Annotated in this window: 26 protein-coding genes and 2 tRNA genes; 12 read left to right on the forward strand and 16 right to left on the reverse strand. The window is 29.8% G+C overall.

All coding sequences use genetic code 11. From position 1 onward, the window contains the following. Positions 1-12: 12 nt before the first annotated feature. Together FMM56_RS02860 and FMM56_RS02865 are read left to right on the forward strand one after the other, a co-directional pair. Positions 13-89 (forward strand) — tRNA-Arg (locus FMM56_RS02860). Between the two features lie 27 nt (positions 90-116). Next, entirely contained in the window at positions 117-734 is a 618-nt protein-coding gene (locus tag FMM56_RS02865; RefSeq protein WP_150207741.1) for a YggS family pyridoxal phosphate-dependent enzyme, read from the forward strand. Here the strand turns inward: FMM56_RS02865 and FMM56_RS02870 are convergent. The 12 genes from FMM56_RS02870 to FMM56_RS02925 form a co-directional block, all read right to left on the reverse strand. Beyond that, positions 731-1171, reverse strand: coding sequence for an META domain-containing protein (locus FMM56_RS02870; protein ID WP_150141262.1), 441 nt, complete (start codon positions 1169-1171; stop codon positions 731-733). The genes FMM56_RS02865 and FMM56_RS02870 overlap by 4 nt on opposite strands. An 8-nt stretch (positions 1172-1179) precedes the next feature. Next, positions 1180-2775 carry a methyl-accepting chemotaxis protein gene (locus tag FMM56_RS02875; protein WP_150207743.1) on the reverse strand — a complete coding sequence of 532 codons (1596 nt, stop codon included), beginning with the start codon at positions 2773-2775 and terminating at the stop codon, positions 1180-1182. A gap of 146 nt (positions 2776-2921) precedes the next feature. Continuing rightward, a complete protein-coding gene (mrdA, locus tag FMM56_RS02880; RefSeq protein ID WP_150207745.1) occupies positions 2922-4694 on the reverse strand; it encodes a penicillin-binding protein 2 in 1773 nt (590 codons plus the stop codon). Beyond that, positions 4691-5185: a hypothetical protein gene (locus tag FMM56_RS02885; RefSeq protein ID WP_150207747.1), complete on the reverse strand. Its 495-nt coding sequence runs from the start codon at positions 5183-5185 to the stop codon at positions 4691-4693. Before FMM56_RS02885 ends, mrdA begins: the two co-directional genes overlap by 4 nt. Then, positions 5182-5769, reverse strand: a complete 588-nt coding sequence (gene yihA / locus FMM56_RS02890; protein ID WP_150141270.1) for a ribosome biogenesis GTP-binding protein YihA/YsxC — start codon at positions 5767-5769, stop codon at positions 5182-5184. Before yihA ends, FMM56_RS02885 begins: the two co-directional genes overlap by 4 nt. Continuing rightward, positions 5766-6224, reverse strand: a complete 459-nt coding sequence (gene lptA, locus FMM56_RS02895; protein WP_150207750.1) for a lipopolysaccharide transport periplasmic protein LptA — start codon at positions 6222-6224, stop codon at positions 5766-5768. The genes yihA and lptA overlap by 4 nt, the downstream gene beginning before the upstream one ends. Further along, entirely contained in the window at positions 6209-6718 is a 510-nt protein-coding gene (locus FMM56_RS02900) for an LptA/OstA family protein (protein ID WP_150141274.1), read from the reverse strand. The genes lptA and FMM56_RS02900 overlap by 16 nt, the downstream gene beginning before the upstream one ends. Continuing rightward, positions 6709-7197: an HAD-IIIA family hydrolase gene (locus FMM56_RS02905; RefSeq protein ID WP_150141276.1), complete on the reverse strand. Its 489-nt coding sequence runs from the start codon at positions 7195-7197 to the stop codon at positions 6709-6711. The genes FMM56_RS02900 and FMM56_RS02905 overlap by 10 nt, the downstream gene beginning before the upstream one ends. Positions 7198-7202: 5 nt before the next feature. After that, a complete protein-coding gene (locus FMM56_RS02910; RefSeq protein WP_150141278.1) occupies positions 7203-8027 on the reverse strand; it encodes a septal ring lytic transglycosylase RlpA family protein in 825 nt (274 codons plus the stop codon). Beyond that, positions 7975-9123, reverse strand: coding sequence for a lytic transglycosylase domain-containing protein (locus tag FMM56_RS02915; RefSeq protein WP_150141280.1), 1149 nt, complete (start codon positions 9121-9123; stop codon positions 7975-7977). The genes FMM56_RS02910 and FMM56_RS02915 overlap by 53 nt, the downstream gene beginning before the upstream one ends. Beyond that, positions 9120-9926 (reverse strand): TatD family hydrolase, encoded by an 807-nt coding sequence (locus FMM56_RS02920; protein ID WP_150141282.1) that lies wholly within the window; start codon positions 9924-9926, stop codon positions 9120-9122. The genes FMM56_RS02915 and FMM56_RS02920 overlap by 4 nt, the downstream gene beginning before the upstream one ends. After that, the gene (locus FMM56_RS02925) at positions 9917-11167 is read right to left on the reverse strand and encodes a response regulator (RefSeq protein WP_150141284.1); all 1251 of its coding nucleotides are present in this window, start codon (positions 11165-11167) and stop codon (positions 9917-9919) included. Before FMM56_RS02925 ends, FMM56_RS02920 begins: the two co-directional genes overlap by 10 nt. A gap of 196 nt (positions 11168-11363) precedes the next feature. Between FMM56_RS02925 and FMM56_RS02930 the strand changes: the two genes are divergently transcribed. After that, entirely contained in the window at positions 11364-11699 is a 336-nt protein-coding gene (locus FMM56_RS02930; protein ID WP_150141286.1) for an AraC family ligand binding domain-containing protein, read from the forward strand. On the opposite strand, the gene FMM56_RS02935 is transcribed toward FMM56_RS02930, so the two are convergent. Continuing rightward, a complete protein-coding gene (locus FMM56_RS02935) occupies positions 11696-12613 on the reverse strand; it encodes a DUF2860 family protein (protein ID WP_150141288.1) in 918 nt (305 codons plus the stop codon). The two genes, FMM56_RS02930 and FMM56_RS02935, sit on opposite strands and share 4 nt — an antisense overlap. A gap of 114 nt (positions 12614-12727) precedes the next feature. On the opposite strand from FMM56_RS02935, the gene FMM56_RS02940 reads away from it, so the two are divergent. From FMM56_RS02940 to FMM56_RS02975, 8 genes are read left to right on the forward strand one after another with little or no spacing between them, the layout of a single operon-like run. Continuing rightward, positions 12728-14143, forward strand: coding sequence for a replicative DNA helicase (locus tag FMM56_RS02940; protein WP_150141290.1), 1416 nt, complete (start codon positions 12728-12730; stop codon positions 14141-14143). Between the two features lie 23 nt (positions 14144-14166). Continuing rightward, complete coding sequence (locus FMM56_RS02945) at positions 14167-14463, forward strand: hypothetical protein (protein ID WP_150141292.1); 297 nt, start codon at positions 14167-14169, stop codon at positions 14461-14463. Further along, a complete protein-coding gene (locus FMM56_RS02950; RefSeq protein ID WP_150141294.1) occupies positions 14460-15053 on the forward strand; it encodes an IMPACT family protein in 594 nt (197 codons plus the stop codon). The genes FMM56_RS02945 and FMM56_RS02950 overlap by 4 nt, the downstream gene beginning before the upstream one ends. Then, a complete protein-coding gene (locus tag FMM56_RS02955; protein WP_150141296.1) occupies positions 15050-15751 on the forward strand; it encodes a tRNA1(Val) (adenine(37)-N6)-methyltransferase in 702 nt (233 codons plus the stop codon). Before FMM56_RS02950 ends, FMM56_RS02955 begins: the two co-directional genes overlap by 4 nt. Beyond that, positions 15741-16115, forward strand: a complete 375-nt coding sequence (locus FMM56_RS02960; RefSeq protein WP_150141298.1) for a YkgJ family cysteine cluster protein — start codon at positions 15741-15743, stop codon at positions 16113-16115. Before FMM56_RS02955 ends, FMM56_RS02960 begins: the two co-directional genes overlap by 11 nt. Further along, positions 16088-17359, forward strand: a complete 1272-nt coding sequence (locus tag FMM56_RS02965) for a tetratricopeptide repeat protein (protein WP_150141300.1) — start codon at positions 16088-16090, stop codon at positions 17357-17359. The genes FMM56_RS02960 and FMM56_RS02965 overlap by 28 nt, the downstream gene beginning before the upstream one ends. Then, positions 17356-18141, forward strand: coding sequence for an indole-3-glycerol phosphate synthase TrpC (trpC, locus tag FMM56_RS02970; RefSeq protein ID WP_150207752.1), 786 nt, complete (start codon positions 17356-17358; stop codon positions 18139-18141). The genes FMM56_RS02965 and trpC overlap by 4 nt, the downstream gene beginning before the upstream one ends. Beyond that, a complete protein-coding gene (locus FMM56_RS02975) occupies positions 18142-18627 on the forward strand; it encodes an HIT family protein (RefSeq protein WP_150141303.1) in 486 nt (161 codons plus the stop codon). A gap of 1 nt (position 18628) precedes the next feature. Here FMM56_RS02975 and mog read toward each other — a convergent pair whose 3' ends face one another. Together mog and corA are read right to left on the reverse strand one after the other, a co-directional pair. Further along, positions 18629-19159 (reverse strand): molybdopterin adenylyltransferase, encoded by a 531-nt coding sequence (gene mog, locus FMM56_RS02980; protein ID WP_150207754.1) that lies wholly within the window; start codon positions 19157-19159, stop codon positions 18629-18631. Further along, on the reverse strand, positions 19159-20130 hold the full coding sequence (gene corA / locus FMM56_RS02985) for a magnesium/cobalt transporter CorA (RefSeq protein ID WP_150141307.1): 972 nt from the start codon (positions 20128-20130) through the stop codon (positions 19159-19161). The genes mog and corA overlap by 1 nt, the downstream gene beginning before the upstream one ends. A 133-nt stretch (positions 20131-20263) precedes the next feature. On the opposite strand from corA, the gene gdhA reads away from it, so the two are divergent. Further along, positions 20264-21628 (forward strand): NADP-specific glutamate dehydrogenase, encoded by a 1365-nt coding sequence (gene gdhA / locus FMM56_RS02990; protein WP_150141309.1) that lies wholly within the window; start codon positions 20264-20266, stop codon positions 21626-21628. A gap of 109 nt (positions 21629-21737) precedes the next feature. Here the strand turns inward: gdhA and FMM56_RS02995 are convergent. Further along, positions 21738-21813, reverse strand: a tRNA-Ala gene (locus FMM56_RS02995). Between the last annotated feature and the right edge of the window lie 155 nt (positions 21814-21968).

Genomic DNA, 21968 nt, shown 5'->3' on the forward strand with positions numbered 1-21968 from the left:
CTTTTTATTTACGCGCTCTTAGCTCAGCTGGATAGAGCATTTGATTGCGGTTCAAAAGGCCAGAGGTTCGAATCCCCTAGAGCGCACCACTTTCTTAATCTACTTAGGAATTTTCAATGAATTTAGAAGAACTTTTAGAAAAAACAAAGAATGTTCGCTTAGTTGCAGCTAGTAAGTATGTAGATTTTGTAGCTATAAAAGCACTTTTTGAAAAAGGAGTTAAAGAATTTGGGGAAAATCAAGTACAAGCCCTAACTAGTAAAAAAGAAAGCTTAAAAAATGAAGATATCATTTGGCATTTTATAGGAAATTTACAAAGCAATAAAATAAATCTTTTATTAAAACAAAGACCTACTTTGTGGCAATCTTGTAATGGTATAAAGATTGCAAGGGCTGTAAATTCAAGGCTTGATTATAAGCTTGATTGTTTGCTTGAAATAAACTCAGCTAATGAGTTTTCAAAAAATGGCATTGAAAGCGAGAAAGCAATTGAAGAATATTTACAAATCAAAGAAGAATGTAAAAATTTAAATCTTTGTGGAGTTATGAGTATAGGGGCTTTAAGTGATGATGAAAAAGATATTATCAAAAGCTTTGAAAATACCTTTAAAATTTATGAAAAATTGCAAAAAGAAGGGGCTAAAATTTGTTCTATGGGCATGAGTAATGACTTTGAACTAGCCATTAAGTGTGGTTCTAATATGATTAGGCTTGGTAGCATTTTATTTAATTAAAATTTTAAATAAAGCTTCATATTATCGTTAACTAGCACTATATAATTTTCTTCTTTTGAAATTTCAAAACTGCCCTTAAAATTTTTCAAAAAACTATCTTCAAATTCCATTAACTCACCGGACGCACAAAGCATTTTTGTAACACCCATACCATCTCTTATCTCTAAAATATCTCCATCAATTATATAAGTTCCAAAAAAGCGATTACAAGCAGTATCCCCATAAAATCGCCCATTTTCAAAACGCAAATTTGGTTTTTCTTCAAAATTCTCACTACTATAAATTTTATAAGAATAACTAAATTTTTCAAGTTCAAAAAGTTGATTTTGTATATTTATCTTGTCTTTTATAGTAGTGTTTTGGGTTGTAATAGCTGAATTTTTAGTAGCACAACTTATAAAAAATAAAAATATAAATAAAATTAAGAGTTTTTTCATAGTGTTCCTTAAACTTCGAATTGTTTTAATTCTTTTTCTAAATTATTACATACTATTTTTAACTCATCAACAACGCCAAGCAATAATTTTGCAATTCCTTCATTTTGCTCACTAGCCTCGACATTTTCTTGCATACAAGAAAGTAAATTTTGCATATTTTCTTGTGCAGATTTTATCTTGTCAGTACATTGCAAAACAAGGTCTCTAGCACTTTTATTTGAAATTTGAACCTCGTTTGCATCATTTACTAAAAGCGAAGTATCATCATTTAAGGAATTTATATTTTCAGCATTCTTAGTTAATTCATCACTTACTTCTTTCATACTTGCTAAAAGCTCTTTGGTTATTTGAGTAACAGAACCCACAAATTCCTCGCTATTTTGTGCTAAAATGCGAACATCTTCTGCAATAATAGAAAAACCACGTCCATGCTCACCCGCTCTAGCTGCTTCAATACCAGCATTTAATGAAAGTAAATTTGTCTTATCAGCTATTTCATCCATCATCTGTACCGTTTTTTGTATATTACTAGCTTGTTCCATCATGTTTTTAACCTTTACAGCTAATAAATTTTCATTATCAACTGCACTAGTTACTTTATTTGCAACATTTGAAAGCGAATTTAGCATTTGAGTTAAGACCTCATAAGATTTATCATTTGCCTTACTTGCCTCGCTTGAAAGAGTGGCTAATTCTCCAAGTTCTGTACCTACATTTTCACTTAAATGAAAGCCCTCATCTATTTTTTTATGGCTTTTTTCTGTTACTTCATCAAGGGCTATAGCATTTGAATTTAGCGTTTTAGCCTGTGTTTCAACCTTTTTTGAGCTATTATGTACTGAACTAACCGTTTTTTGCGTTTTTTCTATAAATTGATTGATATAAGAACAAGCCCCGGCTATTTCATCTTTTCCTTTTATCTTAATTCTAGCTCTTAAATTTCCATCACCTTGTGCAAGTTCTTTTGCATGATTTAAAAGTTCTACAATAGGATTTCCAACTACAATCTTTAACATAAAAAGTACCACTGCAACGGTGATTATCAAGGCTAAGCTAAAAATAATAATATAATTTCTACTTGCCTTTGCTATATCGTTTTCTACATGTTCTAAAGAATGATAAATATCCATAACGCCCATAACATCATTCAATTTTGTAGTAGCATGGCAAGTAAGGCAGGTTTCATCATCGGCTATTAAGGGTCTAATAAGCCTTATGTAATTTATACCATTAATCTCGGTTTGCAAACTTTTAAGCTCTGGTTTGCTAAATTGTTCTACGATTAATGTCTCATTTGTGGTATTTGGATTTTGAATTTCAAAAAGTTCGATAATTTCTTTTGAAGGGTAGATAATAACATCACTAATGCCCTCTATTTTCTTTGCATTTTCAATGGCATCGTGTATGACCTGAGGATCTCCTAAATTCATAGACATACGCAGGGTTTGAAAAACAGAAGTACTCACCGTGTCAAGATTTTCCCTACTCATTTTGTTAGCTGAATTTTTGAAATCTAAATTTATGATAATTTGAACAATGATAAAACTAAGCAATAAAACAAGTAATATAGCTACTGAAACCTTAAATCCTATACTTTTAAACATATTTTCTCCTAATAAATAATCCTTAAATTCCTAAGTTCAAATTATTATACATTTTATAAACTTTGTTTATTTTTAAAAAGCTTGAATTCTTTATTTTGCGTAATTTTGCTTATAAATTTGTAAATATTTTGTATTTTTTGTTACATTTATTTAAAATATCCCATTTCATTCATTTTTCTAACAATACTTGCCATTGCTACGCCAGAAGTAATAGTACGCCCTCCATGTTCTACAAGAACCGTTATGCTGTATTTTGGATTATCATAAGGGGCATAAGCTGTAAGCCAACTATGAGAACGGGTGTAATATTCAAGCATTGACTCAATAACCCTATTTTTATCCTTTTGAGAAAAGCCTACAACTTGTGCAGTACCTGTTTTTGCAGCAATTTTTACGGGTAGATTATTTAAATAACGAAAGGCCGTGCCACCTGGTTCGTTTGCTACTGCATACATTGCCTCTCTAATATAAGGCAAATTTGATTGTTCAACAAGGGTATAAACATCTTTTTTATCATATTTTAATTCTTTATTTAAATGAGGAATCACCTCTTTACCACTTGCAATCTGGGCTGTATATCTTGCTATTTGCATAGGGGTTACCAAAAAATTACCTTGCCCTATGCTAGTATTTAATGTATCGCCTTGCACCCAAGGTTGTTTAAATTTTTGTTGTTTCCACTCCCTACTAGGAACGGTCCCTACAAATTCATTAGGTAAATCTATACCTGTTTTAACTCCAAAGCCAATTCTACCAAGTGTAGAACTTATTTGAGTAATACCTGCTCTAATACTTCCTTCATAAAAATACACATCGCAACTATGTTGAATTCCATGTTTTAAATCAACCCTACCATGTCCTGTTCTATTCCAGCAACGAAAAACTCGGTCTCCAAGTTCTACCCCACCCGAACAATAAAAAGAGGTAAAACGATTAATAGAATTTGTATTTAAAAAAGACAAGGCAACACCCATTTTTACAACTGAACCCGGAGGATAAAGTCCATTTATTAACTTATTTGAAAAAGGGTGGTCTAAGTTATTAGTAAGTTCATTCCAATCTTTAGTCGAAATTCCTGTAACAAAGGGATTTAAATCATACTCAGGAAAGGACCCTGCTGCTAAAATTTCTCCATTCTTAACGTCCATTACAACAACAGCACCGGCATTTTCATTAAATAACTCACTTAAGTATTTTTGTAGCTCAAAATCAATAGTTAAGTGTATATTATCACTTTCAGGTATATTATAAGTTACTTCTTCAACAATCTTATTTAAGGCATTAACCTTATAGGTTTGAATTCCCTTTGTACCTTGCAAAATGGTATTATAATAACGTTCAATCCCACTTTTGCCCGTATAATTTGCTAGTTTTGCAATCTCATTTTCGCTTATATCTTGCAAATTTGACTTGCCAACATAACCTATAATATGAGATGCTAGGCTATTAAATGGATATTTGCGAGTAATAATTGGCTCAATTTTTATATTATCATTTAAGCTTAAATTTGAAAAATGAGGAGTTATCGCATCATAGGTTACTAAGTCAACAACCTTTATAAATTCTTGATTATAATAAGAATCACCAGCCACATAATTTCTCATTAGAGTACTTGCATTTAAATCAGGGAAAAAATGGACTATGTTATTAATTTCTCTTTCTAAGATAGGACGATTTTTCTTTCTTATATGCAAATAAGGCTTTATTGATATACTAAAACTTAAATCATTAATGGCTAAGTGAGTGCCGTTTCTATCTATGATTTGACCACGGGCTGGGGCTAGAAATTTTGTCTTAATAGCATTTTGCTTTGCAAGTTCTTCATAATAAATATTTGATTTAATGCTTAAATAATAAACTCTACTTAATAAAAAAATAAAAAAAATCAATACAAAGACTATAACTATTCGAACTTTCAAAATTTATCCTTAAAAAATATAAAAGCAATCAAGGCTTCTATAAGTATTGTTATAGGTGTTTCATAGCTTAATATTTTAAAATGTTGGTCTATAACATAAGAAAAAATATAATCAATTAAAAATATAAGTGCGTAACTTATAAGTACAAGTATGGGAGCAGTTAGTTTACCTACCTTTAAATTTGTTTGCACCCATTCTGCACAAGCTATATAAAATATCAAAAAGGCTAACCAAGATGAAAAGATAAAAAAACTATGTGTTATGTCACAAAATGCAAGGAAAAATAAAGAAAAATACCAGCGAAAATCAAGGCTTGAGACATTGTATTCTCTTTCTTCTAAAAGCTTAAACATATAGCAAAAAAACACCCCATAAAGTATAGGAAAATACGCAAAAACAGAACTTATTATCTCATAAAATATTAAAAAAAGCCCGGCGATTATATAGCCAAAATTTAAATTAACGCTATCATAAACTTGAGTTTTTCTCATAATCCCAAAGCCTTATTAATTAATAAATTTTCAATATTGTCTAAATTTTGACCCTGATTTGAAACAAGGTAAGCATCTTTAAAATTTTGTTTAAGTTTGCTTTTTTGACTTTGATTTAATTTATCGCATTTTGTAAAAATTTTTAAGAGTGTTTGGTCTGGCTTTAATAAAGAATTTAAGTAATTTTGTATATCTAAGTCAAGTTCTAAATTTGTATGCCTTGAATCGATTAAATGGACAAAAAGTTTTATAGAACTTCTTTTTTTCAAAAATAAATCCAAATTTTTATCCCAATTTTCTCTCATACTTTTACTAACCCTAGCATAACCAAAGCCAGGTAAATCAATAAAATTTATATTAAAGCTATCCTCATCTTTTTTACACCTTACTTCAAAAATATTAATAAGCCTTGTTTTTCCAGGAGTTGAAGAAGATTTTGCTAAATTTTTTTGTTTACAAAGGGCATTTATTAAAGAACTTTTTCCTACATTTGAACGACCTAAAAAGGCTATCTCGCTTATATTAGAATTAAAATTTTCATAAAATTTTTCAAAAGAAGTAATAAATTTTGCCCCCACAATCATTGTTGCTCCACATCAAAAACTAAACGTGCCGGCTTTTTATCCTTGCTTTGAACTCTATAAACATTATTTTTTCTATCAACTACAATCTTTTCTCCATAAAGCTTTTTATCTGTGTTAATTTCGTGTATAAAGGCATTTCCATTAATCTCATAGGTATCCTGATTTACATTATAAACAAATTTATCCCCACTTCCATTATAAAGCTTACCCTTTAAATTAAGACTAAATTTAGCATTATTAATAGCCTCATATCGAAGAGGTTTTCGGTTTTTATCCATATAGATTATAACCTTATCAGAACTTAATATATCGCTTCCTTGCTTTATGGTAACATTGCCACTAAGTGTACTTTTTCCCGTGTTTTCATCGGCGTAAAAATTATCTGCTTGAATTTCAATTTGATCACCAAAGGCAAAAATGCTAAAAAATATAAGTAAAACTAGTTGTTTAACCACGCCTTTGCCCCTTGAACTTCTAAAATTTTATTATTTAAATCATACTTTAGCACATTTCCATTAATGATATTTTTACCGATATATGCCTTAAAGCCCGAATTTGAAGTAATAAATCTTTTATCTTGTTCATAAATTACTTCATCGCTTGTTATTTTTTTATCATCCCCTATATAAGTTACCTTGTCTTTAAATATGATTTTATTGCTATTATCATTTAAAATTTCTAAACTATTGGCACTTATATTAAAATCTAAATGCCTTGTGTAAAAATCCTTAAATTCATCTTTTTCTTTATATCTAGTCCAAGAATTTGCTTTGTAATATGATTTTGTATTACTAGAATTTAACTCATAAGCATTTATATTATAAGCTTGTATTTGCTTATAATCAAGATTGTAATTTTGAATATTCAAAGAATAAGGGTCTTGTAAGCTGATTATAGTAAAACTTATAGTAAAAAGGGCGATTAAAATTGAAAAAATTCTTATAGCCAAAGCTTATCCCATTCTTTTTGCATTCCATTTTTTTTAACGATATACTCAATCATAGAAGAAACAGCCCCACGACCACCTTTTTTACTAAGCTTAATATCAACCTTTAATTTTTTATGCCCATCCTTTGGCTTAAAACTAAGTCCAACATTTTCAAGCAATTTTGAATCATTTAAATAATCCCCTATTGCTGCACTTTGAGAAAAATTTAAATTCAAGCTTTCTAAAATATTTTTAGCACAACTTAATTTATCTTTAATTCCTTGATAAACAAGGTCTATTTTTAAATCGCTAGCCCTTTGGCTAACGCAAGGACTGGTCCTTCCCGTGATAATAACTATTTTTTTACCAAGCTTTAACCAAGCTTCTATTGCAGCTCCATCCTTAACATCAAATTCTTTTATCTCTTTTGAATCTTGCGTATAAATAATCTTTCCATCAGTTAAGCAACCATCAATATCTAAAAAAATAAGTTCTATCATCGCTTTTAATCCCTAACTACAAAGGCCCCACTAAATGCACCACTTAAAGCAAAATCTCTAGCCTCTTCTATACTCCTAAAGCCTGTTAAAAAGACACGATTTAAGCCATCAACTGAACTTGTCCTTATGGTAGAGGTATAAGTTCTATAGGTTTTGTATTTTGCAGCTATGCTTTTAGCCCCTTCTAAATTTCTAAATGCTCCGATTTGAACCATGAAATTTCCACCCTCGTAAATAGTGCCATTATTTACTATGTTGCCACTTGAAGAACTAGTACTAGAACTTGTAGAAGTAGTACTTCCAAAACCTACAACTTCAAGTCTAACAGGGGCAGTTCCTGCACTAATCATATCAATTTGACTAGCAGCACCCTTTGATAAATCTATAATACGATTTGTTACAAAGGGACCTCTATCATTGATTCTAACCGTTGTTTGTTTGTTGTTATTTAAATTTGTAACCTTAACCACCGTATTCATAGGCAGAGTTTTATGAGCTGCTGTTAAGCCGTTTTGATCATATGTTTCGCCATTGCTTGTCTTTTTACCATGAAAACCAGGACCATACCAAGAAGCAATCCCATCAGCTGTTTCACCAACAGCAACAGCAGTAGGATAATAAGTTTTTCCATTTATAGTATAAGGTTTCATTGTCCCACTAGTACCTGAACTACTTGGACTACTTTTAAAATCATTACTTGTTCCTGCATAATAAACATCAACACTTGATGAATTAGTAAATAAATCAGAACAAGCTGTAAAAAAAACTAAGCTTAAACTAGCGATTGAAAACTTGAGAATAGGTATTTTTTGATTTTTGATAATTTGCATTTTTACTTTCCTTTGTTGGTAAAATCAATTTTTGCTTAAGGCTTAATTTAGTTCCTTTTAAATTATTTAAATTTTGAATATCCTTAACCTTAACGCCATATTTTTTAGATATGCTTGAAAGGGTATCGCCTGATTTTACTATATAAATTTTATTTTTAGTTACCCTTGTAGGCACTGGTAATCTTGTATCAACCTTACTTAAACTCTCTCCTTCAAAATATTTATTAAAATTTGCCACCTTATCAAGTGGAATATACATATAATAACCATTTCCAGGGGGTGTAAAGCTATGTTTAAATTGAGGATTATATTTTTTAAGCGTATCTAGGTCCAATTTTGCACTTTTTGCAATATCTTTTAAGGCTACTGATGAAGGTATATCAACCTTAATAAATTCATTATAAACAGCATAGTTCATAACTGATTCATCTTTATCAAGTAAAAATTCCCTATCTTGTGACAAGAAAGCAAGGGTTAAAATTTTTCTTATGTAATTTCTAGTTTCTAAGGCTAAATATTTTTTATCAGGGTCGATTAATACTTTAAGCTCATCCGTACCAGCCTGTGCTATAGCCTTTCTTAGCTTACCACTGCCACAATTATAAGCTAAAATTGCTAAATACCATTTTCCAAATTCAGTTTTTAAATCTTTTAAATATTGTGCAGCTGCATGGGTTGACTTTACTAAATCCCTTCTTTCATCAACATAAGAATCTATTCTAAGTCCTAACATTTTAGCAGTTGGTTGCATAAATTGCCATACCCCAACGGCCTTAGCACGAGAAACGCTTTTTGATTTAAGTCCTGATTCTACCATAGCTAGATATAAAATTTCTTCAGGTACTTCTTCTGATGCTAAAATTTTTCTTATCATAGGGGTTAATTTTGTGAAATTTTGCACAGAATTAATCAAGGTTTTAGAATGTTTTGACTCTATATCAGTCCTGGCCTCGACAAAGATAACATCACTTATAAAACTAGGGTGTATATCTAAATTTCTTAACACATTTAATTGATTTTCATAATGTTCTGGGGCGTAAATTTGTGAAAAAGCACAGCTTACGCTAAGTAATAATGCACATATTAATTTTTTCATACATAGCCTTTAAAAAATAAATTATTTGAATTTGCAAAGCAAAGTTTTAAAACTTCCTCTTTTGAAAGTTTTAAAATTTCACTCATTTTTTGTGCTACAAAATGCGTTAAAATAGGTTCATTTCTCTTACCACGAAAAGGTTCTGGGCTAAGATAAGGTGCATCTGTTTCGATTAATAATTTATCCCTTGGAATTAAGGGCAAAATTTCCAATAAATTTTTAGCATTTTTAAAAGTTAAAACCCCGCCTATTCCAAAATAAAAACCATTATTTGCTAACTGCAATAAATGCTTACTTGCATTAAAACAATGTAACACTCCACCCTTTAACCTAGACACATAAGCAATTAACATTCCATAAATATCCTCATTTGCCTCCCTACAATGTATAATCACAGGTTTTTCAAATTCACAAGCTAATTCTAGCTGGGCTTTAAAAATCTTTTTTTGTAAATTTTTTTCTAACTCATCACCAGCTTTTAAACGATAATAATCAAGCCCACATTCCCCAACAGCTACGCATTTTTCATTACTTAAATGCTCTCTTAAAATTTCTTCATCAAAGCCATCAACTTCGTAAGGATGAACACCTGCTGCGTAATAAATTTGCTTATATTTCATAGCTAATTCCCTAGCCCTTGCTAAGTCCTTAATATCAGCACCAGGAATTATAATTTTTTCTATGCCATTATTAAAAGCATGAAAAAGCATTTCATCTAAATCATCATAAAAGCTTTCACTATCTAAATGACAATGCGTGTCGATTATTTTTTCATTATTATTAAACTCTAAATTTAAGAACATACTTCTACTCTATCCTTACCATTTGTTTTAGCACTAATCAAGGCCTCATTTGCCTTTGTTGTAAGTTCTTTTAAACCAGTACTTGAATTTGCAAAAACATAACCTATACTAGCTGTAAAATAAATTTCATCCAAATTTATCAAAATGCCTTTTTTTCTAATATTTGCAAGTATTTTTAAGAATATTTTTATAGCCTTTTCTTCTGTTAAATTCTTTAAAACTATGCAAAATCTTTCCTTATCATAACGACCTATTATATCGCATCCCTTAGTTTCATTTTTAATCTCATTTGCACAAATTTTAACCACATCATCGCCTATATTGTAGCCATATTCATCATTTATAACAGATAATTCATCTATATTTAAAAAGGCAAAGGCGAAATTTTCATCATGTTTTGAAATGTTGCTTAAATAATCACTTATATCAGCAACCAAGCTATTATAATTTTTAAGTCCTGAAATATGGTCAATATCCTTATAAACCCTTAAAAAATTTGTATTCTCAGCATGATCCATAACCCTATCTAAACGGCGATAAAACAAGTCTTTATTAAAGGGCTTTATTATAAAATCATTTGCCTTTTCCTTAATAGTCTGAGCTTCCAAGCTATCATCTTTTTCGCCTAAAATCACAACTGAAATATTGTTTTTATCATACTGCTTTCTAACTTCTTTTAAGAAATTTATACCATTAATCACAGGCATATTAACATCACAAATCACCATTTTAACATCATCATTATCCTGTAAATAACTTAAGGCTTCTTCGCCATGGGCTGCAAGTAAGACATTAAAAAGCTTTCTTGAAAGATATTTTTTGATTTGATTGCGTTCATTTAGTTTTGGCATTGCTACTATAATTTTTGTTTTATCACAATGCTTTAATCTTTTAATGGAATTTAAAATTTGTTCTATACAATCATCATCTTCTTTAAAAATATAGTCTAAAATTTCCTTATTTTCCATAAATTCATCCCTAGATTTTTTATCATTATTTGCAGTTAAAACGACAACTGGTATATTTTTTCCTATAAGAAAATCAATAGTTTCACCATTTAAGGCATCAGGCAGACATAAATCAACAAAGCTTAAAAAATAATTATTCTGTGCGATTAACTCGGCAGTTTGGGCATAATCAAAGGCAATATCCACTTCATATTTAAAGGTAAACTCAATTTTTTTTGCTAAAAGTTTGCTAAGCATTTTATTATCATCAACTATTAAAATTCTTTTACTCATAACTATAAATCCTTTTGGATAAAACATAAATTTAAGCTTAAAATCGCTATTTTATCAAAAAAAATTAAAAAATTAGTAAACTTTAATAAAAATTTTTTCGTTTTTTTTAGATATTTTGCTAAATTAATTTAACAAAGGTTAAAATTTATAAAAAATTTTTTTTATATAATTTTTCAAATTTTATAAAGGATAAAAGATGATAGTACCCTTTTTGAAAGCTGAATTTATAGAAAATAAAGTTAATATTAATTGCTTAGTAGATGATGAATTTGGCAAAGAAATTCAAATAATCTTTGGAAAAAACGCATTTATGAAAGAACATAAAGCACCCTTTGCAGTAAGAATTCAAGTCTTAAAAGGAGAGATTAAATTTACCTTAAATAATGAAACAATGATTTTAAAGGAACTAGATTTAATAAGCCTAGCCCCAAATATCACGCATTCTTTATTAGCCCTAAATAATAGCATTGTAAGATTATCCCTTAGCAAATTTGATAAAATTCAAAGGATAAGTGCTGTGTTAAAAAATTAAAATTTATAACCAAGTCCTACAAGGAAAATTTGAAAGGTTTCATCATAAAAATTTATATCGTTATTGCGTTTTTCTATACCATAATTTACAAAACCATATAATTTATCATAATTTAATAATCTATTTTTAAGCACCCTAACGCCTATTTTATAAATGTTTGCATCTTGTTTTGCTGCAAAAACTGGGTCTGTTCCACTTGCATCTTGTATAGCATAAGCAAAATTTGGACTTAAAATATATTCTTGTATGGCTAAGTTTATACCAGCGTTAAAGCCATATCTTGTATAACTTGAAGCCTTGCCATCAGCATCGTTATAATCATAATGAACACCTACATTAAAAAGCTTATTTTTGTAAGCAAGTTCAAAGCCATGATAATAACCTTCCCTTTTTAAAGAACTATAAGGAACACTATCTTTTTCATAATCTTGTATAGAAAACAAATAAGAACCCGAAAAATCACCAATATCACTATAATAATTTTGAGTAAATTTAACCCCATATTTTTTAACATCAATTTCTTCTCTATTGCCTATTAAATAAGGATTTGCATAAGCACTCTCTCTAAGGGAAGTTACAAAATCAATACTAGTTGAAAATTGATTTTGACCCATTTCATAACCAAGTGCTAGACCACTAAAATTTCTGCCATTGTGATTTTTTAAATAAATCATATCATTGCCAAATAAGCCACCATAACTAAGTTCAATGCCTACAAAGCCAGTAAAGGATAAATCATCATTATCGCTACTATAAGAATTTAAATAATCACTATTTGCAAGTGGAGAAATATTGCTTTTTATATCACGCAAACCAACCCCTGCACTTAAATTTGCGTTAAACCCATCCTCTACCTTAGCATAAGCAACACTTAAAAAAGCAAATAAACTAAAAATAAAAAATATTTTTTTCACATTTTATCCTTTAAAAAATTTCGTGTAATCTTACTTACTTTTTATTAACATTTATTAACAACTTTAAGTTTTTTTAGATACAATTACAATTCACAAAATTTTTAAAGAGTATAAATGGAACACAGCGATTTAACACTAGAACGAACTATTTTAAGCTCATGTATAAATGGTGGCGAGTATGTATATTCTACAATTTGTGATGAGATAAATTCAAATGATTTTAGCTTGCAAGCTAATAAAATCATTTTTGAGGCTATTGGTGCTTGTATTAATGCTGGCGAGCCATTAGAAGATACCTTTTTAAAAAAACATGCAAAGATTGATGAAGAAGAACTTTTCAAGATTAAAAACATAACCGCAATTGATGATATAGCATTTTATGCTAAAGAACTTAAAGAAAAATCTATAAAAAAGCAACTCTTAGCATTAGCACACCTTTTGCCAAGCAAGATAAATGAAAATCGCAATGTAAATGATATAGCCGATGAGTTTGCACAAAAGCTTTTTGAGATTACAAATTCTGCCCATGCAAAGGATATTAAGAATGTTTCTATAGTAGTTGGGGAGTTATTAGAAGAATTTAAAAGACAAAAAGAAAATAAAGACAAAGATATTATAGGGCTTAATACAGGTTTTTCTAAATTAAATTCCATGACAAAGGGCTTTAAGGGTGGAGAATTAATTATCATAGCTGCAAGACCTTCAATGGGTAAAACCACGCTTTGTTTAAATTTTATCGATAGTGTTTTAAAGCAAGATAAGGGCGTGGTGTTTTTTTCCTTAGAAATGCCTGCTTTGCAAATTTTACAAAGAATGTTGGCTGCTAAAACCTCTCTTGCCTTGCAAAAAATTTTAGCTGGTGATTTAAATGATGAAGAATACATGCAAATTCAAGATGCTTGTAATGAGTATGAAAAATGCAGTTTTTTTATTTATGATAGTGGTTATGTAACGGTTAATGATGTTAGGGCTATTACTAGAAAACTTAAAAATCAATATAAAAATTTAGGACTTTGCGTGATTGATTATATAGGGCTTATGATGAGTAATTCAAATTTTAGCGATAGGCACTTACAGGTGGCTGAAATTTCTCGCAGTTTAAAGCTTTTAGCAAGGGAACTTGATATTCCTATAATAGCACTTTCTCAACTAAACCGCTCCTTAGAAAGTCGTTCAAATAAACGTCCTATGCTTAGTGATTTAAGGGAAAGTGGGGCTATAGAACAAGATGCAGATACTATTTTATTTGTTTATAGAGATTGTGTTTATAGGGAAAATGATTTAAGGGAAAAATTAAAGGCTACAAATAACAAAATAGAAGTAATGAATAAATTAAAAAAGGAATTAGACCAACTTAAAATAAATCAAATCCAAGAAGAAGCTGAGATTATAATAGGAAAAAATCGCAATGGACCAATAGGTATGATAAAGGCTACATTTAGAAAAGAAAATTCTCATTTTGTAGAAGCAATTGATAACTTTGATAATTATGAAGGCAGTTTTACACAAACTGAATTTTTGAGTGAGTGATTTTTAAAATTTAAGGAGAAAAAATGAAAAAGTTGTTTTTATGTCTTGTTTTATGCTTATTTTCTTACCTTTTGTTTGCCTGTCAAAACGATACCTTGCACGATGATAAGCTAAAAACTTACTCAAATAAAGAAGAGGCCTTAACTAAGGTAAAATGGTGCTTTAAAAAGGCTGATAAAGAACTACATAAAGACTTACTTCATAAAGATGAACGCAATAAAATTTTAAGAACACTTTATGAAAATAAAGGACTTGATAGCATTAATGTAAATAATTGCAAAAATGCCTTTATTACCTTGTGTGAAAATAATTGTAAATGAAAATCATAAATGAGTGTTTTACCAGCAGATTAGAAATTAAAAAATCTATATTTTTAGCCTTTTTATGTCCTTTTAAGGACTTTAAAAATATGCTTGAAAGGCTTAAAAATGAACACCCAAAGGCTCTTCATTTTGTATGGGCATATAGAAAATTTAACGAAAATAAGCAATTAATAGAAAATAAAAACGATGATAAAGAACCAAAGGGAAGTTCGGCTATGCCTTGCTTAAACGCGTTAAGGGGCATAAATTTAGTAGAATGTGGGGTTATAGTGGTTCGTTATTTTGGTGGCATAAAGCTTGGCGTTGGTGGGCTTGTAAGGGCGTACTCAGATGCTACAAACTTAGCCATAGCAAATGCAAAATTATTAGACTTTGAATTTAAAGAAAAACTTCAACTTTGCCTTGATATAGGTCTTTTAAGCAAAATGGAATATTTTTTAAAAGATAAAAAAATCGAATTTGAAAAGGAATTTAACGAAAAAAAAGTACTTTTAACTATATATTTTACAAATTTGCAAAAAGAAAGCTTGTTTGCTTTTTGTTCTAAATTTTCACCACAACAATTAAAAAACGAGAATGAGTCTTGAAAAAAACACTAAAATTTGCACAATTTAAAGATGCTTATAGATACAATAGCATTTCTTTAATATTAACAAATTTTGCCCTAAAACTTGGGATTAAAAACGAACTTTTAGATGTGGGGTGTGGCTGTGGAATTATAGGCATACTTCTTAAAAATGAGTGTAAAAATTTAAATTTAAACCTACTTGAAATTCAAGCTGAAAATATAAAACTTATAGAAAAAAATTTAAAAGAAAATAATATTAACGCAAGGCTTTTTTGCTGTGATTTTAAGGACTTTGAAAGTGATAAAAAATTTGATATTATAATTTGCAATCCTCCATTTTACAGACAAGGTGTCTTACAAAGTGAAAATAATCATAAAAATATAAGCAAAACTGCTCAATTTTTGCCACTATCTACCTTAATAAGCAAGGCCAACTCTTTATTAAAACCTAGAGGGATTTTATATTTTTGCTACGAGGCCCTAGCAATTGATAAAATTTGTTTTCTTTTAGAAGATAAAAAATTTAAGCTTACAAAATTACAATGCGTTCATTCTAAACCAAAACAAGCTGCTAAATTTGTGTTAATACAAGCTAGAAAGGGTGTTAAAAGCCCTTGTGAAATTTTAGAACCCTTTTATATTTTTAAAAATAAAAATTTAAGCAAGAAAATGAAAGAAATTTGCTTAAAGTTTAAGATTTTAAGCTATGATTTTTGAAAAAAATTTTCCTTATAGTTTTAATGAAAATGCTTGTAAAAAATGTGGTGGCAAATGCTGCACGGGAGAGAGTGGAAATATATTTGCAAGTAAAGAAGAATTAGAACTTATAAGAAAGCATTTGAGTCTAGAAAAAGACGAATTTAAAGATAAATTTTTAAAAAAAGTTGGTTTTAGACTTAGTTTTAAAGAGGTTGAATTTAAAAACGGCTTTGCTTGTATTTTCTTTGATACAAAAAGGCTTTGTTGTTCAATTTACGCACTAAGACCCAGCCAGTGCAAAAGTTTTCCCTTTTGGGAATATTATAAAACACATATTGAGGAAGTAAAAAAAGAATGTATAGGAATTTGTTTTTTATCTTAATTGTCGCCCTATTTTTAGGTGCTTGTACCACTAAAAACATAGTTGTTTATAAAGAATATGAAAGCAATGAAACTAGCATAAATAAACGCATTATGCAAGCTTTTAACTATGAAAAAGTAGGAAAATCAAAAGAAGCTAGAACTAAATTTTTAGAACTTTTTAATGATTACAATAGCACAATCTTTTTAGAAAATGCCTATTTAATCACCCTTTCACATAATTTAGATAAAACAGATGAGTTAGAAAATTTAGTTAAGCAAAATTTATATAGAAGTGATAATTTAAAAAGATTAAGCGTACTTTACGCCTTACAAACTCTAAATCTTGATTACGCTCAAAAATTATGCCTTGAACTACTTGCTAAAAAGGATAATGACCCTAGAAATTTCGAACTTTACGCAGATGTTTTAATAAGAAAAAATAAATTAAAAGAGGCCTTAATTTATTATCGTTTAGCTTACGCAGGGAATGTAAATGAGGATTTATTGTTAAAAATAGTGAGTGTTTATGCCCTATTAAATGATAAAAACAATGCAAAAATTATGCTTGAAAATTTTAGACAAAGCAATGGTTGTACCATAAAAACTTGCTTAATCTTAGGCAAAATTTACAGCGAAGAACAAAATTTAAGAGCCTTAAAAGAACTTTACATAGAACTTTATGATATTACTTCAAATCAAGACTTTATTTTAAGCTTGGTTAGAATGTTTGATTTTAAAGAAGAAAAAAAAGAGGCCCTTGATTTAGCTTTAAAATATGATTTAAACGATGAAATTAAATTATATTTGTATCAATCCTTAAAATTTTATGACAAAGCAAAGGAACTTTGTTTACAACTTTACGAAGAAAAAAAGGATGATGAGTTTATTTTACAAGCCGCCATGTTTGAATTTGAAGAATTAAGCCTTAAAAAACAAGTTAATAAAAACACTATTAAACCCGTGATAGAAAAATTTGAAAAAATGATTAATGAAAATAGCGATGATTTATATTTAAATTATTATGGTTATTTGCTAATAGATAATGATTTAGAGATTGAAAAGGGCATGAAATTAGTTGAATTAGCACTTCAAAAGGACCCGGGGAATTTATATTATATTGATTCCTTAGCTTGGGGATATTATAAACTTGGAGATTGCAATAAGGCTTACGAGATTATAAGTCAAACCTTTAAAGACCTTGAATTTAAAAACTCTAATGAAAGTAAAGCACACATTAGGGCAATTAAGGCTTGTATGAAATGATTTTAGACGAAATTTTTGAAACAACTAAACAGGCCTTAGAAAAACAAAAAAAAGAATTGCCTTATGATATGCTGGGTAGGTCCCTTGCGTCAAATCCTTTTTTTCCAAAAGATGTTAAGAGTGCTTTAAAAAGGCAAGGTGAAGAGATAAGAGTTATAGCAGAAGTAAAAAAAGCAAGTCCTAGCAAGGGCATAATAAGAGAAGATTTTGAACCATTAAACATAGCCTTAAACTATGAAAAAAACAATGCTAGTGCAATTTCTGTTTTAACTGAACCTTTCTTTTTTAAGGGTGAGCTTGAATATTTAAGCATGATTAGAAGGTACACAAAAATTCCACTACTTAGAAAAGACTTTATCTTTGATGAGTATCAACTTTTACAAGCCCTAGTCTATGGGGCTGATTTTGCACTTTTAATAGCAAAAATGCTTAGTAAAAAAGAACTTAAAAAACTGCTTGAATTTGCAAGACACTTAGGCTTAGAGGTCTTAGTTGAAATTCATGATTTAAATGACTTAACAAAGGCTATTTTTGCAGGTGCTGATATAATAGGCATTAATCATAGAGATTTAAATGATTTTTCAATGCATCTTGATTTGTGCGATAAATTAATTCCACATATTCCAAATTCTAAGATAATAGTAGCAGAAAGTGGACTAAGTAATGATAAAAACTTTATTAAACACCTTCAAAAATGTGGGGTTGATGCCTTTTTAGTTGGTGAATATTTTATGAGACAAAAAGATGAAGGACTTGCATTAAAAGAATTTATAGGAAAATAAATGCAACACTTATACGCACCTTGGAGAGAGATTTATTTTACAAAGAAAGAAGAAGGTTGTCCTTTTTGTAAATGCGTTGAAAACGAAGAAAAAGACCATGAATTTGGTATTTTATTTCGTGCTAAGTTTTGTTTTGGCGTTATGAATAAATATCCTTACTCACCAGGTCATTTTATGATAATTCCTTATAAACACGAAGAAAATATAGAAAATTTAGATGAAAAAACCTGGCAAGAAATGAGCTTTTTTGTAAGAATAGGCGTTAAAATTTTAAAAGATAGCATAAAGGCAAAGGGCGTAAATATAGGTATGAATTTAGGCAATATGGCAGGGGCAGGAATAGCCCCACATTGTCATTATCACTTAGTACCAAGATATAATGGCGATACAAATTTCATTACCACAATAGCAAAAACTAGAGTTTGTGGGGTTGATTTTGATAAATTATACGAAAAATTACTGAGTGCTTTTAAGCAAAATTTATAAACTATTTTTTAGGCCTAAAAACCTTAATCACTTCTTCATTTGCCTGTATAAAAGCCCCACCAATTAAATCTATGCAGTAAGCAATCGCAGGAAAGACAGGTTCTAAACACTCCTTTATAGCCTTTGGATTACCGGGCAAATTTAAAATAAGGCTTTTTTTACGAATTCCAGCTACTTGACGTGACAAAATAGCAGTTGGAACATATTTTAAACTTTCCTTTCTCATAAGTTCGCCAAAACCTGGCAAAATTTTCTTACAAACAGCCTTTGTAGCTTCTGGCGTTACATCCCTTAATGCAGGTCCTGTACCACCACTTGTGATAATCAAATCACAATGCTTTTTATCGCTTAAAAATTTTAATGTTTTAATGATTTTTTTATACTCATCAGCAATTAAAATTTTATGAAAAACAATATCATTTTTTATATAAGATTTTAAAAGCATTTCTATAACAGGTGTAGCCTTATCTTCATAAAGTCCACTACTAGCCCTATCGCTCAGGGTAAGAATTCCTATATTTATAATATCCATTACAACCAACCTTTCTTTTTGAAAAATATCACAGGTGCTATAATAGATATTATCATTATGCTAAGCACTATAGGATAAGCATAAGGCATATCAAGTTCAGGCATAAATTCAAAGTTCATTCCATAAACCGTGCCTATTAAGGTAGGTGGCATCATAGCCACAGTGGCAACCGTGAATAATTTTATAGTCTTATTTTGTTCTATATTAATCTGATTTGCTAAAATAGTTTGTATGTTATCTAGCACATTTAACTGAGAAATACCAAATTCAACCAAGGAATTTAAGTCCTTTAAAACTATAGTTAAATTTTGCTTAATATCCTTGTCTATCTTGTCACTTTTAAGCAAGGAGGTCATAGCCCGTCTTTTATCAAATAAAGAATCCCTTATTCTCATATTTAATTCTTGCAAAGAAGAGATATCTTTTAGCATTTCATCATAACTATACTCATCTTTTTTCTTTAAAACATTTGCCCTAAGACGTCTTGCCTCTTTATCTATCCACTCAAGCAAATCCGCATCCTTTTCAACGCGTACCTCAAACATTTTATCGATAATATCATAACCATCTTCAAAATTCTTAGGACTTGCAAGAATCCTTGCTTGAATTTCTTCAAAGGTGCTAAATTCATTATATCTAATGGTAAAAAGTACCTTTTTAGCAGTTGCAAAGGTAATAACCTCGCTTTTTAATCTAAAATTATCTTCATCTGAGCTAAAATCCCTAACCAAAAAATTTGCATTAATGGTGATATTTATATTATCTTCCCAATACTTAGAACTTTGTTCAATCTCTTCTCTTTCTTCTTTATTTGGAAATTTCAATTTAAATTTAGATGAAATATAAATAATCTCATCTGTACTAGGGTGAAGTAAATCGATCCATAAAATATCAGGTGGCAAACTTCCTTCTGGCTTAAATTCTATCCTTTTTACAAGAGCATCTTGAGTTTTAATATAAATATAAAGCATTTTATACCCCCTTTTCGCATTTTAAGGTATTATACTAGCATTTGCTTAAAATTTTTAAAAAATCTCAAAATTAAATAAAGCTTTAAAAAAAATTTTAATATAATTTAAATCAAATTATTTTCGGAGGTTTAAAATGAATGTTAAAGAATACATTAACTACACGCTTGAACGCATTAAACAAAGTAGTCCTGGTCAAAATACCTTTTTACAAGCTGCAACAGAGGTTTTACATAGCTTAGAGCCCCTATTAGAAGCACAGGAAAAATATTTAAAACACAGAATCATAGAACGTATCGTAATGCCTGAAAGAACAAATATTTTTAGAGTTACTTACATGAATGATAAAAACGAACCTTGTACGCACTTTGGTTACAGGGTAGAATTTAACTCAGCCCTTGGACCATACAAGGGAGGATTAAGATTTCACCCATCAGTATGCCTTGATATTATCAAATTTTTAGGCTTTGAACAAATCTTTAAAAACTCACTTACTGGTGTTAATATTGGTGGTGGAAAAGGAGGGGCAAATTTTGACCCTAAGGGTAAGAGCGATGGCGAGATTATGAGATTTTGTCAAGCCTTTATGAATGAATTATTTAAAATGATAGGTGATGTAAAAGATGTTCCAGCCGGTGATATAGGCGTTGGAGGGCGAGAAATAGGCTATATGTTTGGTCAATATAAAAAATTAACTCATCGCTTTGATGGGGCATTAACAGGTAAAGGTTTAAGCTGGGGTGGTAGCCTAGCAAGAACTGAAGCCACTGGTTATGGTTCAGTTTATTTTGCTAATGAAATGCTAAAAAAAGCAAATTCAAGCTTAGAAGGTAAAAAATGCTCAGTTAGTGGGGCTGGAAATGTAGCCATTTATACAGCTGAAAAACTTTATCAATTTGGGGCTTTGCCTATTACGGTGAGTGATTCTACAGGCTTTGTTTATGATAAAGATGGCATTGATGTAGCTTTATTAAAAGAGATTAAAGAAGTTAAAAGACTAGAACTTAGTGCTTATGCTAATGCAAAAAAAGGCGTTGAATTTACCTCAATTAGCAAGTATAAAAGTGGTACTAATGGCGTTTGGTCCATACCTTGTGATGCAGCCTTTCCTAGTGCTACACAAAATGAACTTAACCTTGAAGACATTAAAACCCTTTATAACAATGGCTGTCGCTTAGTTTGTGAGGGTGCAAATATGCCAAGTACACTTGAAGCCATTGATTTTATGTTGGCTAAAAAAGACTTTTTATTTGGTCCTGCTAAGGCTGCAAACGCAGGTGGCGTTGCTACTAGTGGACTTGAAATGTCTCAAAATGCCAGTATGCAATCTTGGACCTTTGAAGAAGTAGACAATAAACTTCATAAAATTATGATAAATATCTTTAATGAAAGTTATGATACCTCTGTTGAATTTAACGACAAAGGAAATTTAGTGCTAGGTTCAAATATCGCAGGCTTTAGAAAGGTAGCTGATGCGATGATAGACCAAGGCTATGTATAAAAAAGCTGCAATAACTTGCAGCTTTTTTATAAAAGCTACTAAATTTTTAAAACCTAATCTTTGAAATTCTATTAAAAAAGCCCTATGATAATATATAAGCAATATAAAATGGTGGAGCATAGCGGGTTCGAACCGCTGACCCCAACGCTGCCAGCGTTGTGCTCTCCCAGCTGAGCTAATGCCCCATTCCAAAAGTATAATTATGCCTAAATTTTGCTTAAATTTTATTTTAAATTTACATTTAGATAAATTTTATAAATTAAAAAAAATAGTATTGAATTTTTAAAACCTTTAAAAAAGCCTGTTATTAAAAATTATAAAGCCCATATTTTTCACTTAT

Origin of the sequence: Campylobacter sp. LR264d, assembly GCF_008633895.1 — a bacterium.
In the GTDB taxonomy this organism is placed as follows: domain Bacteria; phylum Campylobacterota; class Campylobacteria; order Campylobacterales; family Campylobacteraceae; genus Campylobacter_D.